Origin of the sequence: Streptomyces sp. WM6372, from assembly GCF_001279655.1 — a bacterium.
Taxonomy (GTDB): Bacteria; Actinomycetota; Actinomycetes; order Streptomycetales; family Streptomycetaceae; genus Streptomyces.
Genome location: NZ_LGDB01000186.1, coordinates 49,509 through 65,716, shown reverse-complemented (window position 1 = coordinate 65,716; position 16,208 = coordinate 49,509). Strand labels below are relative to the sequence as shown.

Genomic DNA, 16,208 nt, shown 5'->3' with positions numbered 1-16,208 from the left:
GGGTTCGAATCCCGCCCGGCTGCGGCCGGTAGCTCAGTCCGGATAGAGCAGTCGACAACAGTCCGTCGCCGACTCTGATCTCGGGCGTCCCGCACGTCACGCCTCCCCTCGTTCCACTGAATTCGGGGGGATTCACCATGGCTCGTTTCAACCTGCGCGCGCCCAAGAAGACTTCTTCCGCAGCCGCGGGGCCCGCCTCGCCCGTGCGCTCCACCGGCGCCCGCGCCGACAACCACCAGGGCGGCCGCGGCTTCGTCCGCGACGCGCGCTCCGAGCTGTTCCTGCTCGCCGTCGCCAACTTCGTGACGCAGCGGACGTTCTACGAGAGCGGCGAGGCCCGCGACGACCGGTTCTCCGCCCTCGTGCGCCGCCTCGCCGTCGAGGACCCCACGTGGACCGCGGGCCTGCTCGGCTGGCTGCGCACCGACGGGAACATGCGCACGGCCTCGCTGGTCGGAGCGGCCGAGTACGTGAAGGCGCGGCTCGACGCCGGAGCCACCGGCGGGCCGTCGAACCGCCAGGTGGTGGACTCCGTACTGCGGCGCGCGGACGAGCCCGGCGAGCTGCTGGCCTACTGGACGGCGACGTACGGGCGGGCCGTCCCCAAGCCGGTGAAGCGCGGTATCGCCGATGCCGTGCGCAGGCTCTACTCCGCCTCCTCGCTGCTGAAGTACGACACCGACTCCAAGGGGTACCGCTTCGGCGACGTGCTCAACCTCGTGCACGCCTCGCCCGATCCCGCGAAGCCCTGGCAGGGCGAGCTGTTCCGGTACGCCCTCGACCGGCGGCACCACCCGGAGACCGCCGAGGTGCCGGCCGGCAACCGCACGCTGCTCGCGCACCGGGAGCTCATGGAGCTGCCGGTGCCGCAGCGCCGGGCCGTGGTGACCGCGCCCGACGGGGCCGAGCGGCTCGCCGCCGCGGGCATGACCTGGGAGGCGCTGGCCGGCTGGCTCCAGGGGCCGATGGACGCGGCCGCCTGGGAGGCGGTCATCCCCTCCATGGGCGCGATGGCCCTGCTGCGGAACCTGCGCAACTTCGACCAGGCCGGTGTCTCGGACGAGGTGGCCGCGCAGGTCGCGGCGAAGGTCAGCGACCCGGAGGTCGTCGCCCGCTCCCGGCAGTTCCCGTTCCGCTACCTGGCCGCCTATCAGCACGCGCCCTCGCTGCGCTGGGCGTACCCGCTGGAGCGGGCGCTCGGCCACTCGCTGGCCAACGTACCGGCCCTGCCGGGCCGCACGCTGGTCCTCGTGGACCGCTCGGGGTCGATGTGGGCGCGGCTGTCGGACCGCTCGGAGCTCAACCGGGCGGACGCGGCGGCCGTCTTCGGCACCGCGCTCGCGCTGCGCGCCGAGGACGCGGACCTGGTGCAGTTCGGTACGGACAGCAAGCAGGTCCGGTACGCCCGGGGCGAGTCCGTGCTGAAGGTGCTGGAGCGGTTCGAGGACCTCGGCGGCACCAACACCTCCGAGGCCGTGCGCCGGTACTACAAGGGGCACGACCGGGTCCTGATCGTCACCGACGAGCAGGCGGCGTACCACTACGGCGGCGACCCGACGGCCCTCGTCCCGGACGAGGTGCCGGTGTACACCTGGAACCTGGCCGGGTACCGGACGGGCCACGCGCCCTCCGGGTCCGCCCACCGGCACACCTTCGGCGGGCTCAGTGACGCGGCCTTCCGGATGGTCTCCCTGATCGAGGGCGGCCGGGACGCCGACTGGCCGTGGGCGGCGTAGGCCGCCACCCACGTACGGACGGACGGGGCCGGCGGACGGACAGGGCCGGGAGCGGGCACGTGCCCGCTCCCGGCCCTGTGCCGTTGCGTGTCCTGCGGCTCGTGTCCGCCCCGTCAGACGCGCTCGCGCACGTGCGTGTGCGAGGACGAACCGCCGTCGTAGTCGTAGTCGTACTCCGAACCGGAGCCGCTCCCGGTGCCGCCGAGCAGGACGCCGGCGATGACGAGCCCGATCATCAGGAGGCTGATCACGATGCCGACCGCGCCCAGGATGATCCCGGCGAGTGCCATCGAGCCGTTGTCGGCCTCGCCGCGCTGGGCCTTCTTGCGGCCCAGGATGCCGAAGATGAGCGCCGGGACGCCGAACAGCACGCCCAGGTAGCAGGTGACCACGCCGATGATGCCGAGGACCATGGCGGTGATCCCGAAACCGTTGCTCTTCTGCGGGTAACCGGGGTAGCCGGGGTAGCCCGGGTATCCGGGGTACCCGGGATGGCCCTGCTGGCCCGGATAGCCGGGGTGGCCGTACGCCGGCTGCGCGGGCGGCGGTCCGGGGTACGTGTAGCCCCCCGGGTCCGGCTGCGCGGGGTAGCCGTACGCGGGCGCCGCCGTGCCCGGCGCGGGCGTGGGAGCCGGTATGGGCGCCGGCCCGGGTATCTGCGCCGGCGGGAGGTCGCCCCCCGGCATCCCCGCGATCGTCGGCTGGTCGTGCACGGACGGCGGACCGGACAACCCCGGTGTGGCCTGGGCTTTTCCGAGCTCCACCGCCGGCCGCTCCGGCGGCGCCCACGGGTCCCTCGGCTCGGGGCTCTGATCGGTCATGCGGCGCCCCCCTCTCGTACGCCCATGCTATGTGCTGTCACCGACAGTCCCGGAGCTGCCTACGATGAAGCCCGATCTGTCCGCACCCGTGTCCTCCCGGAGGCTCCCTCATGCCCGACCTGAACCCCTTCATCGCTGGGCTGCCCAAGGCGGAACTCCACGTCCACCACGTCGGCTCGGCCTCCCCGCGCATCGTGGCCGAACTCGCCTCCCGCCACCCCGACTCCACGGTCCCCACCGACCCCGAGGCGCTCGCCGACTACTTCACCTTCACCGACTTCGCGCACTTCATCGAGGTCTACCTCTCGGTCGTCGACCTGGTCCGCACCCCCGACGACGTACGCACCCTGACCTACGAAGTCGCCCGCGACATGGCCCGGCAGAACATCCGCTACGCCGAGCTGACCATCACCCCGTACTCCTCGACCCGCCGCGGCATCGACGAGAAGGCCTTCATGGAGGCCATCGAGGACGCCCGCAAGTCCGCCGAGACCGAGCTCGGCGTCATCCTGCGCTGGTGCTTCGACATCCCCGGCGAGGCCGGCCTGGAGGCCGCCGCCGAGACCGCGCGCCTCGCCGTCGACCTGCGCCCCGAGGGCCTGGTCTCCTTCGGGCTCGGCGGCCCCGAGATCGGCGTGCCGCGCCCGCAGTTCAAGCCGTACTTCGACGCCGCCCGCGCGGCCGGCCTGCACAGCGTGCCGCACGCCGGCGAGACCACCGGCCCGGAGACGATCTGGGACTCCATCCGCGAGCTGGGCGCCGAGCGCATCGGCCACGGCACCAGCGCCACCCAGGACCCGGAGCTGCTCGCCTACCTCGCCGAGCACCGGATCGCGCTGGAGGTCTGCCCGACCTCCAACATCGCCACGCGCGCCGTGACGGACCTGGACCTGCACCCCGTCAAGGAGATGGTGCAGGCGGGCGTGCTCGTCACCATCAACAGCGACGACCCGCCGATGTTCGGCTCCGACCTCAACAACGAGTACGCGGTCGCCGCCCGGCTCCTCGACCTCGACGAGCGCGGGCTCGCGCAGCTCGCGAAGAACGCCGTCGAGGCGTCCTTCCTGGACGAGGCCGGCAAGGCCAGGCTGAGCGCGGAGATCGACACGTACACCTCCGCCTGGCTGGCGCGCTGACGCCCCCTGACAATGGGTGCCATGCGCACCCTGACGGCCGTAGGCCACCGCGGCGATCCGTACCGTGTCCGTGAGAACACCCTGCCCTCGATCCGCTCGGCCTTCGCACGCGGGGCGGACGCGGTGGAGATCGACGTACGGCTGACCCGCGACGGGGTGCCGGTCCTCCTCCACGACGAGACGCTCCAGCGGCTGTGGGGCCATGACGTGCGGCTCGACGCCGTCACGGCCCCGCAGCTGAAGGAGTTGACGCAGGGCGTGGTCCCGACGCTGCGCGAGGCGCTGATGGCGGCCGGCGCGGGCCGGGTGATGATCGACCTGCCCGGGGCCACGGCCGAGGCCGTACGGACGGTCGTCGGCCAGGTCCGGGAGTGCGGGGCGCGCGACCGTACGTACTACTGCGCGGGCCCGGACACGATGCTGGCCGTGCGCGCGGCCGATCCGGGTGCCGAGATCGCGCTGACGTGGACCACGCTGTCGCCGCCGCGCCGGGTGCTGATCGACGCGGTGGCGCCGTCCTGGCTCAACTACCGCTTCGGGCTGGTGGACCGGGAGCTGACCGACGCCCTCCACCGGGAGGGCCTGCTGGTCTCGGCCTGGACCGCGGACACGGCGTGGTCGATGCGCCGGCTGATCGCGGCCGGCGTGGACTCCGTCACCACCAACCGGCTGGACGTACTGTCCCGCGTACGGGCCGGGCTCGGGCGGCCCGGGCGGTGATACGCGCCTGGGGGGAGCGGGTCCGGCGGGCGGATCCGCGGTGGCAGGACCTGGGTCTGGCGCTGCTGGTCCAGGTGGCGACGACGATTCCGTTCGTCGTGCCCCGCGATCCGCTGGATTCGCCGGCCACCTGGCCCGCGTACCTGCTGACGACGCTGGGCAACGTACCGCTGGTGTGGCGTCGGCGGGCGCCCGTGGCGGCGATCTTCGGGATGGTCGCGGCCGGCTCGCTCTACACCCTGGCGCTGGACGGCCCCGGGCAGCCACTGCCGTACGCCCCGCTGATCGGCGTGTACACGATGGCGCTGCTGTGCCCGGCCCGGGTGCGGATCGCGATGGGCGTCACCCTGACCGGGCTGATCCTCGTCTCCGTGGCGCTCAACACCGGGACGGCCAAGGAGCTGCTGTTCGCGCTGTTCGTCTTCGCGGCGGCCTACGCGCTGGGGCGGCTCCAGTACACCCGGCAGGCGTACACGGCCGCCGTCGAAGCGCGGGCCGCGGAGCTGGAGCGGGCGAACCGGATCGAGGCGGAGCAGGCTGCCGCGCGCGAACGGGCCCGGATAGCGCGGGAGATGCACGACATCCTCTCGCACGCGGTCAGCATCATGATCGTGCAGGCGGAGGCCGGTCCGGTGGCGGTGCGCGGGGCGCCCGAGCGGGCGGAGGCCGCGTTCGACGCGATCGCCGGGACGGGGCGGGAGGCGATGGCGCAGCTGCGGACCATGCTGGGCGTGCTGCGGACGGAGGGGGCGGCGCGCGAGGCGGCTCCGCGGTCGCCGCAGCCCGGGATCGAGGAGCTGCCGGGGCTGCTGGAGCGGGTCCGGGACAGCGGTCCGCGGGTCGCGTACGAGCGCACGGGCGCGGTGCGCGCGTTGCCGGCGCCGCTGGAGGCGACGGTGCACCGGGTGGTGCAGGAGGCGCTGACGAACGTGGTGAAGCACGCCGGGGCGTCGGAGGTGTCGGTAGGGCTGGCGTACGGGCCCCGGGAGCTCACGGTGACGGTGACGGACGACGGGCGGGGCCCGGGAACGGTGGCGCAGGCTCCCCCCGGCCTGCCGTCAGGGGGGCACGGGCTGATCGGGATCCGGGAGCGGGCGGCGGCGCACGGTGGTACGGCGGAGTTCGGTCCGGGCCCCGGTGGCCTGGGGTTCTCGGTCCGCGTGGTGCTAGTAACCTCGCCGCTGGAGGTGGGGCGTTGACGATCCGTGTGGTGGTGGCGGACGACCAGGAGCTGGTGCGCAGCGGCTTCGCGATGATCCTGGAGGCGCAGGAGGACATCGAGGTCGTCGCGGAGGTCGGGGACGGCGCGGCGGCGGTGGCGGCGGTGCGGGAGCTGCGGCCGGACGTGGCGCTGCTGGACGTCCGGATGCCGGTACTCGACGGGATCGGGGCGTGCCGGACGATCTCGGCCGGGAGCTCGTGCCGGACGGTGATGCTGACGACCTTCGACTCGGACGAGTACGTGTACGAGGCGCTGCACGCGGGGGCGAGCGGGTTCCTGCTGAAGGACGTGCGGCGGGACGATCTGGTGCATGCCGTACGGGTGGTGGCGGCGGGCGACTCGCTGCTGGCGCCGTCGGTGGCACGGCGGCTGATCGAGGAGTACACGGCGGCGACGGCGCGGCCGGCGGTGGGGGCACTGCCGGCGCAGCGGCTGGAGGTGCTGACGGCGCGGGAGCGGGAGACGCTGCTGCATCTGGGGCGGGGGCTGTCGAACGCGGAGATCGCGGCCGCGCTGGTGGTGAGCGAGCACACGGTGAAGTCGCATGTGGGCCACGTGCTGGCGAAGCTGGGGCTGCGGGACCGGATCCAGGCGGTGATCTGCGCGTACGAGACGGGCCTGATCGCGGCCGGGACGGGGCCCGGGGGCGGGGCTGGCTCTCGGGTATCTCCCTCCGGGGAGTGAGAGGGCGACGGTCGGATCCCTCGCGCCGGTGAGTTGTCGTACCGGCGAAGACCACTCTCGTTGGTGATCCGCGGGCACCCCTGTGACCTGCAGCATTGAGTCATCGGGGCCGCTGGGGCCCGGATGGTTCACAGGGGAGATTTCCGCCATGAGGGTACGTACGCGCACGCTGGTCGCCACCGCCTTGGTCCTGGGCATCGCGGCCGGTCCGGCTGTTGCCCATGCCGCGGTGAGCGCGGCGGTGACCGTGCCGGCGTCGGCGGGCGCCACGACGCCACCGCTCTACACGACCGCGCCCGACGCGGCGGCGCTGCGCAAGGCGATCGCCGGCGTCGGCCCTGACAGCAAGGACGCGACGGCCGCGCTGGTCCGGGTGGGCGGTACGAGCGGCCGCTGGGTGGGCAGTTCCGGCGTGGCCGATGTCCGCACCGGACGCAAGGCGTTCGATGACGCCCGGTTCCGGGCGGGTTCGGTGACGAAGACCTTCACGGCGGCGATGGTGCTCCAGCTGGCCGCCGAGGGCAAGGTCGATCTGGACAAGCCGGTGCAGCAGTACCTGCCGGGGCTGCTGCCGTCCGGTCCGAAGGGCTTCGAGCCCGTGAGCGTCCGGCAGTTGCTGAACTACACGAGCGGCATCCGGCCGGCCGACGGGCCCGGGGATTCCTTCGAGGAGCAGTACACCCACCGGTTCGACGTCGTCGATCCGCACGCGCTGATCGCCGACGCGGTGGCGAAGGGCCCGGAGTTCCGGCCGGGCGAGAAGCAGCACTACCTCAACATCGATTACACGGTGCTGGGCGTGCTGATCGAGAAGCTGACGGGCACGACGTACGAACAGGCCCTGTCCGCAAGGATCCTGAAGCCGCTCGGCCTGCGCCACACGTCGGTTCCGGCGAGGGAGGAGAACCGGATCGCGGGCCCGCACCACCAGGGCTACCAGGCCGTGGAGAAGCAGGGCGGCGGGAGCACGCTGGTGGACGTGACCGACTGGAACTCCTCGTCCAACTGGGCCGCCGGGGACCTGATATCGACCACGGAGGACCTGGAGAAGTTCACCCGGGCCCTGTTCGCGGGCCGGGTGGTGCCGAAGGCGCAGCTGGAGGAGATGTTCACGGTGCCCGCGGTCAAGGACTTCGAGTCCGGGGAGGACGCCGTGCAGACAGCGGGGTTGAAGCTGTTCGTCCTGCCCGACGGCACGAAGGTCTACGGCAAGACGGGCTCCCGGTACGGCTACAGCACCGTGATCGGCGGGACGCGCGATCTCTCGCGCACCCTCGTCTACTCGGTCAACTCCACCGACGCCAAGGGACAGGACATGAACAAGGTGGCCTACGGGATCGTCGCGGCGGCCTTCGCCCGGTAGTCCTCGACCGGCATGGCCTCCAGGCGCTTGATCATGCGGCGGAGCACCAGCAGGGGTCCGGCCCCGAACACGCCGAAGGACATGTCGATCAGGCTCCACCCGAAGGGGATACCCCGGATGGGGCCGCAGATCAGGGCGAGGGGGATCACGCCGGCGCAGGCGATCATGCCGGCTTCGACGATCCATACGTTGCGGACGGGGTCGCGGTGGACCCCGTAGAAGAAGACCGCGATCACCAGGTGGGCGAAGGCGAGCCAGTCGGTGCCGTAGAGGAGGAAGGGGTAGTCGGCGTCGGCCCGGTCCAGCCCGTCACCCACCCGCCGGAGCCACTCGTGGGACACCAGGGAGTTGGCCCAGTGGAGTTCGCTGACCAGGGGGAAGGCGGTGAGACCGCTGAGCACGAGGCAGACGATGAACAGGACCAGCCAGGCACGGATCCGCCGCTGAAGGGCGCTTCTCTCGCTCATGGAAGGAAGCGTACGCCAGTTTCTGAACACGTTCAGCAAATTTCCTGAACATGTTCAGTTCTGTGGCGGGATCGTGTTTGTTCCCCTGGCGTCGGGCGTTCAGAGGCCGACGATGGCGTTCCAGCGCTGGGCGAGGGAGCGGCGCTCGGCCGAGGAGATGTCGCGGGCCACGACGAGCCGCTTGCGCATCTCCTCGTCGGGGAAGATCAGCGGGTTCTCCGCGAGTGCGGCGGTCTCCTTGTCCTCGGAGGCGGCCAGGACCTCGCGGGCGGCCGGGACCGGGCAGACGTAGTTGACGGCGGCGGCGAGCTCGGCTGCCACCTCGGGGGCGTAGTAGTAGTCGACCAGGGCCTCGGCGTTGGCCTTGTGCCGGGCCAGGTTGGGCACGAGCAGGCTCTCCGCCCAGAGCTCGGCGCCCTCCTCCGGGACCACGAACTCGATGTCGGGGTTGTCGGCCTGGAGCTGGATGGCGTCGCCGGAGTACGCCTGGCAGGCCAGGACGTCGCCCTTGCTCAGGTCGGACGTGTAGTCGTTGCCGGTGAAGCGGCGGATGTGCTTCTTCTTCACCATGCTCTCCACCTGGTCGCACATCCGGTGGAAGTCGGACTCGGTCCACCGGGTGACGTCCACGCCGTTGCCCTGCATCAGCAGGGCGAAGGACTCGTCCAGGCCGGAGAAGAGGGTGACCTTGCCGGCGAGGTCCGGGTGCCACAGGTCCCGGACGGATTTGATCTCCCGGCCCAGCGCCTTGCGGTTGTAGGCGATGCCGGTGATCCCCGACTGCCACGGGACGGTGTGCAGGCGGCCCTCGTCGAAGGCGGGGGACCGCAGCTGCGGGTCCAGGTGGGCGGCCACGTTGGGCTGCGCCGCACGGTCCATCTTCTGGGCCCAGCCCAGGTGGACGAAGCGGGCGGCCATCCAGTCGCTGACCACCACCAGGTCGTGGCCGGTCTCCTGGTGGTTCATCAGGGCCGGGCTGACCTTGCCGAAGAACTCGTCGTTGTCGTTGATCTCCTCGGTGTACCGGACCTCGATGCCGGTCTTCTCCGAGAAGGCGTCCAGCGTGGGCCGGCGCTCCTCGTCCTCGTCGTCGGTGTCGATGTACAGCGGCCAGTTCGAGAAGGCCACCCGCTTGTCCCGGTCGGAGCGGTCCGGTCCTCCCCGCCGGTCCTCGGGGACGAACGCGGCGGGCACACCGCAGCCGGTCAGGGCCGCGAACAGGCCGGCGGCACCGAGGCCGCGCAGCGCCGCGCGGCGGGAGAAGGCGAGTTCAGGCATGGGCAAAGCCTCGGGGAATGGAGGAGGGCGGGCAATAGACACATTGTCTACTGCCCGCCCTCTCAAGCCCCTTCGGTGATCGATGCGATCTCCGCGGAGACGGATCAGCCGTCGAGCGAGGTCATCACGTGCTTGATGCGGGTGTAGTCCTCGAAGCCGTAGGCGGAGAGGTCCTTGCCGTAGCCGGACTTCTTGAAGCCGCCGTGGGGCATCTCGGCGACGAGCGGGATGTGGGTGTTGATCCACACGCAGCCGAAGTCGAGGTTCTTGGACATCCGCATCGCGCGGCCGTGGTCCTTGGTCCACACGGAGGAGGCGAGGGCGAACTCGACGCCGTTCGCGTACTCCAGCGCCTGGGTCTCGTCCGTGAAGGACTGGACGGTGATGACGGGGCCGAAGACCTCGTTCTGGATGATCTCGTCGTCCTGCTTGAGGCCCGAGACCACGGTCGGGGCGTAGAAGTAGCCCTTGTCGCCGACCTGGTGGCCGCCGGCCTCGACCTTGGCGTGCGCCGGGAGGCGCTCGATGAAGCCCGCGACCTGCTTGAGCTGGTTCGGGTTGTTCAGCGGGCCGTAGAGCACGTCCTCGTCGTCCGGGGCGCCGGTCTTGGTGTCGGCAGCGGCCTTGGCGAGGGCGGTCACGAACTCGTCGTGGATGGACTCGTGCACGAGCACACGGGTCGCGGCGGTGCAGTCCTGGCCGGCGTTGAAGTAGCCGGCGACCGCGATGTCCTCGACGGCCTTGGCGATGTCGGCGTCCTCGAAGACGACGACCGGGGCCTTGCCGCCGAGCTCCAGGTGGACGCGCTTGACGTCCTTCGCGGCGCTCTCGGCGACCTGCATGCCGGCGCGCACCGAGCCGGTGATGGAGGCCATCGCCGGGGTGGAGTGCTCGACCATGGCCTTGCCGGTCTCGCGGTCACCGCAGATGACGTTGAAGACGCCCTTGGGCAGGACGGAGTCGATGATCTCGGCCATGAGGACGGTCGAGGCCGGGGTGGTGTCCGAGGGCTTGAGCACCACGGTGTTGCCCGCGGCGATGGCCGGGGCGAACTTCCACACGGCCATCATCATCGGGTAGTTCCACGGCGCGACCTGGGCGCATACGCCGACCGGCTCACGGCGGATGATCGAGGTCATCCCCTCCATGTACTCGCCGGCCGAGCGGCCCTCCAGGAGACGGGCCGCACCCGCGAAGAAGCGGATCTGGTCCACCATCGGCGGCAGCTCCTCGCTGGCCGTGAGGCCCAGCGGCTTGCCGGTGTTCTCCGATTCGGCGGCCACGAGCTCGTCCGCGCGCGCCTCGAAGGCGTCCGCGATCTTGAGCAGGGCCTTCTGGCGCTCCGACGGGGTGGTGTCGCGCCAGCCCGGGAAGGCGGCCGCGGCGGCGGCCATGGCGGCGTCGACATCGGCCTGGCCGGAGAGCGGGGCAGTGGCGTACACCTCGCCCGTGGCGGGGTTGACCACCTCGGTGGTCCGCCCGTCGGCGGCGTCCTTGAACTCTCCGCCGATGTAGTTGCGCAGACGACGCAGTTCGGTGGTCACTCCAGCCACACTCCTGATCACATGTCCAACGATTGAGACGAATCCCAATCCTAGCCCCTAGGCGGACGCTTTCGGCAGGGCCAGACGCCACGAACTACGAAATCAGTGAGATCACGGACCACAAACAACGGATTTCATCGATTCCGTCTTGCGGAACAGACGACTCCTCGTGCACAGTGAGGTCGTGGTCAGTCGAAGCGCAGATTCCAGGAACAGACAACCGTCCCCTTCGGTCGATGCTGTGTCCCTGGCGATCATCGAGCAACTGCAGGAGGACGGTCGCCGTCCCTACGCAGCGATCGGCAAGGCCGTCGGCCTGTCGGAGGCAGCCGTGCGCCAGCGCGTGCAGAAGCTGCTCGACCAGGGCGTCATGCAGATCGTCGCCGTCACCGACCCGCTCACCGTGGGCCTGCGACGCCAGGCCATGGTCGGCATCAACGTCGAGGGAGACCTCGACCCAGTGGCCGACGCACTGACCCAGATGGCCGAGTGCGAGTACGTGGTCATGACCGCGGGCTCGTTCGACCTGATGGTGGAGATCGTCTGCGAGGACGACGACCACCTGCTGGAGACGATCAACAAGAAGATCCGCGCGCTCCCCGGCGTGCGATCAACCGAAAGCTTCGTTTATCTGAAGCTGAAGAAGCAGACCTACATGTGGGGAACTCGATAGCCCGTGAGCCAGGACCTCTCCAAGACCGCGTACGACCACCTGTGGATGCACTTCACCCGCATGTCGTCGTACGAGAACTCCCCCGTCCCCACCATCGTGCGGGGTGAGGGCACCTACATCTTCGACGACAAGGGCAAGCGCTACCTGGACGGTCTCGCCGGACTGTTCGTGGTCAACGCCGGTCACGGCCGCAAGGAACTGGCCGAGGTCGCCTACAAGCAGGCGCAGGAACTCGCGTTCTTCCCCATCTGGTCGTACGCGCACCCCAAGGCCGTGGAGCTCGCCGAGCGCCTCGCCGACTACGCCCCGGGCGACTTGAACAAGGTCTTCTTCACCACCGGTGGCGGCGAGGCCGTCGAGACCGCGTGGAAGCTGGCGAAGCAGTACTTCAAGCTGCAGGGCAAGCACACCAAGTACAAGGTCATCTCCCGCGCGGTCGCCTACCACGGCACCCCGCAGGGCGCCCTGTCCATCACCGGCCTCCCGGCTCTGAAGGCCCCCTTCGAGCCGCTGGTGCCCGGCGCGCACAAGGTGCCGAACACCAACATCTACCGCGCCCCGATCTACGGCGACGACCCCGAGGCCTTCGGCCGCTGGTGCGCCGACCAGATCGAGCAGGAGATCCTGTTCGAGGGCGCCGACACCGTCGCCGCCGTCTTCCTGGAGCCGGTGCAGAACGCCGGCGGCTGCTTCCCGCCGCCGCCCGGGTACTTCCAGCGGGTCCGCGAGATCTGCGACGAGTACGACGTGCTCCTCGTCTCCGACGAGACGATCTGCGCCTTCGGCCGCCTCGGCACGATGTTCGCCTGTGACAAGTTCGGCTACGTGCCCGACATGATCACCTGCGCCAAGGGCATGACCTCGGGCTACTCCCCGATCGGTGCCTGCATCGTCTCGGACCGCATCGCCGAGCCGTTCTACAAGGGCGACAACACCTTCCTGCACGGCTACACGTTCGGCGGACACCCGGTGTCCTCCGCGGTGGCGCTCGCCAACCTCGACATCTTCGACAAGGAAGGCCTCAACCAGCACGTGCTGGACAACGAGGACGCCTTCTTCTCGACGCTGAAGAAGCTGCACGACCTGCCCATCGTCGGCGACGTCCGCGGCAACGGCTTCTTCTACGGCATCGAGCTCGTCAAGGACAAGGTCACCAAGGAGTCCTTCACGGACGAGGAGACCGAGCGCGTGCTCTACGGCTTCCTCTCCAAGGCGCTCTTCGAGAACGGTCTGTACTGCCGGGCCGACGACCGTGGCGACCCGGTCATCCAGCTGGCCCCGCCGCTGATCGCGGACCAGGGCACCTTCGACGAGATCGAGGGCATCCTGCGCTCGGTGCTCACCGAGGCGTGGACCAAGCTCTAGAGCTCGGGACCGGCCAGCGGCAAACGGTCCGAACCACACGGCCCGGATCCCCCGTTCGAGTGAGAACGCGGGGGTCCGGGCCGTGTGCTGTCACCATCCAAGACGTTCATCTCTTTACATCTCAGTGCGGCGCCAGTGACCGAACCGGTTCCGCTTCGTTCCCCCGGACGGAGGTGTACGCCATGGTGGCTCCACCGGACAACGCCCCACCGGACAATGACGTCCTCTGGGCACGGTCCGTTCACTACTCCCACACCGGTTCACCCGGCCTCATCGGGGTCTCGGTGGGCGTCCGCCAGGGCGAGATCCTGGCCCTGACCGGCCCGCGCGGCAGCGGGAAGACCACCCTGCTGCGCTGCCTGTCGGGGCATCTGGTGCCCGACCAGGGCGAGATCTGGTTCAACAGCGTGCCCGTCCACACCATGGGCGCGATGGCCCGCGAACGGCTGCGCCGCGACCGCTTCGGCTGGATCGGCCCCGACCCCGCGCTGCTGCCCGAGCTCAAGGTGTGGGAGAACGCCGCCCTGCCGCTGCTGGTCCTGGGCGCCTCCCACCGCACCGCCAAGGCCGCCGCCTGCGCATGGCTGGACCGGCTCGACATCGGCGCCTTCGCCCGCAAGCGCCCCGGCGCGCTGACCCGCGCCGAGTCCCAGCGGGTCGCCCTCGCCCGGGCCCTGGTCAAGGAGCCCGCGGTCGTCTTCGCCGACGAGCCCACCGCCCCGCTGCACCGCGCCGAGCGCGCCCTGCTGCTCCGTACGCTCACCACCGCGGCCCGCTCGCACGGGATCACCGTGCTGCTGGCCACCCATGACGAGGAGAGCGCGGCCGTCGCCGACCGCCGGGTCGAACTGCTCGACGGGCGGCCCGCCGCGACCGCGGCCGCCGTCAGCGGTGCCACCGGCATGGACGGTGTCGGCGGTGTCGGCGGTCCGCCCGACGAGACCCCGGAGGGCCAGGCCGCGTGCTCGCTCTCCGCCTAGCCCGCGGCTCCCGCCCGGCCGTCCAGCTGCGCCGGCTGCTCGTCGCCGCCGCCGGCGCCGGTACCGGATTCCTCCTGCTGTACGTGCTCGCCGGGGCCACCGCCCGGCCTGCCGGATCGTTCCCGCGCCTGCTGTGGGCCCTGGTCCCGCTCGCCGTCACCGTGCAGTTCGCGGTCGCCGTCGCCCGGACCGACCCCGCGACCCGGCCCCGTGAAGGACTGGACGCCGTCGGGCTGGGCCCCGTACGGCTGCTCCTCGTCGCGGTGGTCTCCACCGCGATCGCCTGCACCCTGGGCAGCGCCCTGGCCCTGGCGGCCTTCCTGCACCTGCGGGGCGAGTTGACGGGGCTGCCCTTCGACGGGGCCGGGGCCGGACTCCTGCACGCCGACCGGCCGCTGCCGGTGGCGGCCGCCCTCACCCTGCTGGCCCTGATCCCGCTGGCCGCCTGCGCCGCCACGGCCCTGGCCCTGCGCCCGCACCCGCCGCTGGCCCTTCAGACCGCCCTGCCCTGGGGCATCGCCCTCACCGCCTGCGGACTGGCGGTCGAGGCGTACGCGGGCCCCGGCGGCGCCGGGATGCCGGCCGGCTGGGCGCTCACCGCCGTCGGGCTCTCCCTCGCCGGCCCCGGAATCGCCTACGCCTGCGGGGCCCTGGTCCAGGCGGTCCGCCCGGGCGCCCTGCGGCTGCTGGCCGGGCGGGCGCTCCAGGAGGAGGCGCCCCGGCTGGGCCGGCCCCTCGGGGTGCTGTGCGCGGTCGGCGCGGGCGCCCTGACCGCCGCGGCCCTGCGCGAGCGGGGCGGCTTCGGCGTCCCGCTCGGCCCGCTGACCGGGCCGGCCTGCGCCCTGGTGGTGCTGTGCGCGGCCGCGACCCTACTCACCCGGGCCGTCGAGGTCCGCCAGGACCGCTCGGCCGTCCGGACGGCCCTGCGCGAGCTGGGCACTCCGCGCGGGGTCCTGCGTACGGCCGCGACGCTGCGCGCCACCGCGCTGGTGGCCGTGTGCGGACCGGTCGTATGGGGTGTGGCACAGCTGACCTCGCTGGCATTGACCCGCTGACAGGGGCAGCCCTTAGGGTGGGCCGAATGGTCAACGGATACATCGACACCGAGATCGAGACGCTCGCCGAATTCGACCGGGTCGCGGCCCGCGGCTCGCTCAGCGGCTACCGGGTCCAGTCGGTCAACCTCCTGGAGCGCACGTTCGCCCTGCTGTCCGCCGACACCTCCGCGGCCGTCTTCCTCGGCTGCGCGATGGAGCCCGACGCCTCGGCGAAGGTGCGCGCGGACGGCGCGCTCGTCTTCCCGCCCGTCCCGGACCTGCCCTTCGACCCGTACCGCGGCCTGCTGTACACCGCCGACGAGCTGTTCGCGGGTCTGTCCGACGGCTACGAGACCACCCCGGACGCCCAGTCGTACGCCTGGTTCCAGGAGACCAAGGCGGACGGCGACGTCTTCTCCTCGATGCTGCGGTCCGTCCACGACGACGCGATCTCCGACGCGCTCGACGAACACCTCGCCGGCGCCCGCGTGGTGGGCGTCATGGGCGGCCACGCGATGGCCCGCGGCGGCCTCGACTACCAGGGCGCGGCGGAGCTCGGGCGGAAGCTGGCCCGGTCCGGACTGACGGTGGCCACCGGCGGCGGCCCGGGCGCGATGGAGGCGGCCAACCTCGGCGCGTACCTGGCGTCCGCCCCCGACGAGGCCCTGGCGGAGGCCCTGGAAATCCTGGCCAAGGCGCCGTCCTTCGTCCCCTCGGTGTCCGACTGGGCGCGGGCGGCCTTCACCGTACGGGACCGCTGGCCCGGCGGCGGCGACTCGGTGGGCATCCCCACCTGGTTCTACGGGCACGAGCCGCCGAACGCCTTCGCCGGCCACATCGCCAAGTACTTCGCGAACGCCACCCGCGAGGACGGGCTGCTCGCCCGGTCGAACGCGGGCGTGGTCTTCCTGCCGGGCGCCGCGGGCACCCTCCAGGAGATATTCGACAACGCGACGCCGAACTACTACGAGTCGCGGGGCGAGCCGACGCCGATGGTGCTGGTCGGACGTACGCACTGGACCGAGCACCTGCCGGCGTGGCCGCTGCTCCAGGCCCTGGCGCGCGGGCGCGCGATGGAGTCGCGGATCGCGCTGGTCGACTCGGTGGACGAAGTGCCCGCCGTGCTCACGGCGATGAACGCGACGGACTGAACGCGACGGACCGGATGAAACAGCGGACGGC

At 71.5% G+C, this 16,208-nt stretch carries 15 protein-coding genes; 11 read left to right on the top strand and 4 right to left on the bottom strand.

What is annotated here, in order from left to right:
• The first annotated feature begins 137 nt into the window (after nt 1–137).
• On the top strand, nt 138–1,736 hold the full coding sequence (locus ADK52_RS19530; RefSeq protein WP_053691115.1) for a TROVE domain-containing protein: 1,599 nt from the start codon (nt 138–140) through the stop codon (nt 1,734–1,736).
• A 113-nt stretch (nt 1,737–1,849) separates the two neighbouring features.
• Here the strand turns inward: ADK52_RS19530 and ADK52_RS19525 are convergent, their stop codons facing one another.
• The gene (locus ADK52_RS19525; RefSeq protein ID WP_063783893.1) at nt 1,850–2,557 is read right to left on the bottom strand and encodes a DUF4190 domain-containing protein; all 708 of its coding nucleotides are present in this window, start codon (nt 2,555–2,557) and stop codon (nt 1,850–1,852) included.
• 110 nt (nt 2,558–2,667) lie between these two features.
• On the opposite strand from ADK52_RS19525, the gene ADK52_RS19520 reads away from it, so the two are divergent.
• From ADK52_RS19520 to ADK52_RS19500, 5 genes are all read left to right on the top strand, one after another.
• Nucleotides 2,668–3,693: an adenosine deaminase gene (locus ADK52_RS19520; RefSeq protein ID WP_053691113.1), complete on the top strand. Its 1,026-nt coding sequence runs from the start codon at nt 2,668–2,670 to the stop codon at nt 3,691–3,693.
• A 12-nt stretch (nt 3,694–3,705) separates the two neighbouring features.
• Nucleotides 3,706–4,413 (top strand): glycerophosphodiester phosphodiesterase, encoded by a 708-nt coding sequence (locus ADK52_RS19515; RefSeq protein WP_053691112.1) that lies wholly within the window; start codon nt 3,706–3,708, stop codon nt 4,411–4,413.
• The gene (locus ADK52_RS19510; RefSeq protein WP_182508535.1) at nt 4,410–5,612 is read left to right on the top strand and encodes a sensor histidine kinase; all 1,203 of its coding nucleotides are present in this window, start codon (nt 4,410–4,412) and stop codon (nt 5,610–5,612) included. The genes ADK52_RS19515 and ADK52_RS19510 overlap by 4 nt, the downstream gene beginning before the upstream one ends.
• Nucleotides 5,609–6,319: a response regulator gene (locus ADK52_RS19505; protein WP_053691111.1), complete on the top strand. Its 711-nt coding sequence runs from the start codon at nt 5,609–5,611 to the stop codon at nt 6,317–6,319. Before ADK52_RS19510 ends, ADK52_RS19505 begins: the two co-directional genes overlap by 4 nt.
• A gap of 148 nt (nt 6,320–6,467) precedes the next feature.
• On the top strand, nt 6,468–7,682 hold the full coding sequence (locus ADK52_RS19500) for a serine hydrolase domain-containing protein (RefSeq protein WP_053691110.1): 1,215 nt from the start codon (nt 6,468–6,470) through the stop codon (nt 7,680–7,682).
• On the opposite strand, the gene ADK52_RS19495 is transcribed toward ADK52_RS19500, so the two are convergent.
• From ADK52_RS19495 to ADK52_RS19485, 3 genes are all read right to left on the bottom strand, one after another.
• Complete coding sequence (locus ADK52_RS19495) at nt 7,649–8,149, bottom strand: hypothetical protein (RefSeq protein ID WP_053691109.1); 501 nt, start codon at nt 8,147–8,149, stop codon at nt 7,649–7,651. The genes ADK52_RS19500 and ADK52_RS19495 overlap by 34 nt on opposite strands.
• Nucleotides 8,150–8,248: 99 nt before the next feature.
• Nucleotides 8,249–9,427 (bottom strand): ABC transporter substrate-binding protein, encoded by a 1,179-nt coding sequence (locus ADK52_RS19490; protein ID WP_053691108.1) that lies wholly within the window; start codon nt 9,425–9,427, stop codon nt 8,249–8,251.
• Nucleotides 9,428–9,531: 104 nt separating this feature from the next.
• A complete protein-coding gene (locus ADK52_RS19485; protein WP_053691107.1) occupies nt 9,532–10,971 on the bottom strand; it encodes a gamma-aminobutyraldehyde dehydrogenase in 1,440 nt (479 codons plus the stop codon).
• 169 nt (nt 10,972–11,140) lie between these two features.
• Here ADK52_RS19485 and ADK52_RS19480 point away from each other — a divergent pair, with 169 nt between their 5' ends.
• From ADK52_RS19480 to ADK52_RS19460, 5 genes are all read left to right on the top strand, one after another.
• A complete protein-coding gene (locus ADK52_RS19480) occupies nt 11,141–11,644 on the top strand; it encodes an Lrp/AsnC family transcriptional regulator (RefSeq protein WP_030298396.1) in 504 nt (167 codons plus the stop codon).
• Nucleotides 11,645–11,647: 3 nt separating this feature from the next.
• Complete coding sequence (locus ADK52_RS19475; protein WP_030162551.1) at nt 11,648–13,009, top strand: aspartate aminotransferase family protein; 1,362 nt, start codon at nt 11,648–11,650, stop codon at nt 13,007–13,009.
• Nucleotides 13,010–13,191: 182 nt separating this feature from the next.
• Entirely contained in the window at nt 13,192–13,989 is a 798-nt protein-coding gene (locus ADK52_RS19470) for an ABC transporter ATP-binding protein (protein ID WP_053691106.1), read from the top strand.
• Entirely contained in the window at nt 13,971–15,044 is a 1,074-nt protein-coding gene (locus tag ADK52_RS19465) for a hypothetical protein (protein WP_053691105.1), read from the top strand. The genes ADK52_RS19470 and ADK52_RS19465 overlap by 19 nt, the downstream gene beginning before the upstream one ends.
• Before the next feature lie 26 nt (nt 15,045–15,070).
• Nucleotides 15,071–16,177, top strand: a complete 1,107-nt coding sequence (locus tag ADK52_RS19460; RefSeq protein WP_053691104.1) for an LOG family protein — start codon at nt 15,071–15,073, stop codon at nt 16,175–16,177.
• Nucleotides 16,178–16,208 lie beyond the last annotated feature (31 nt).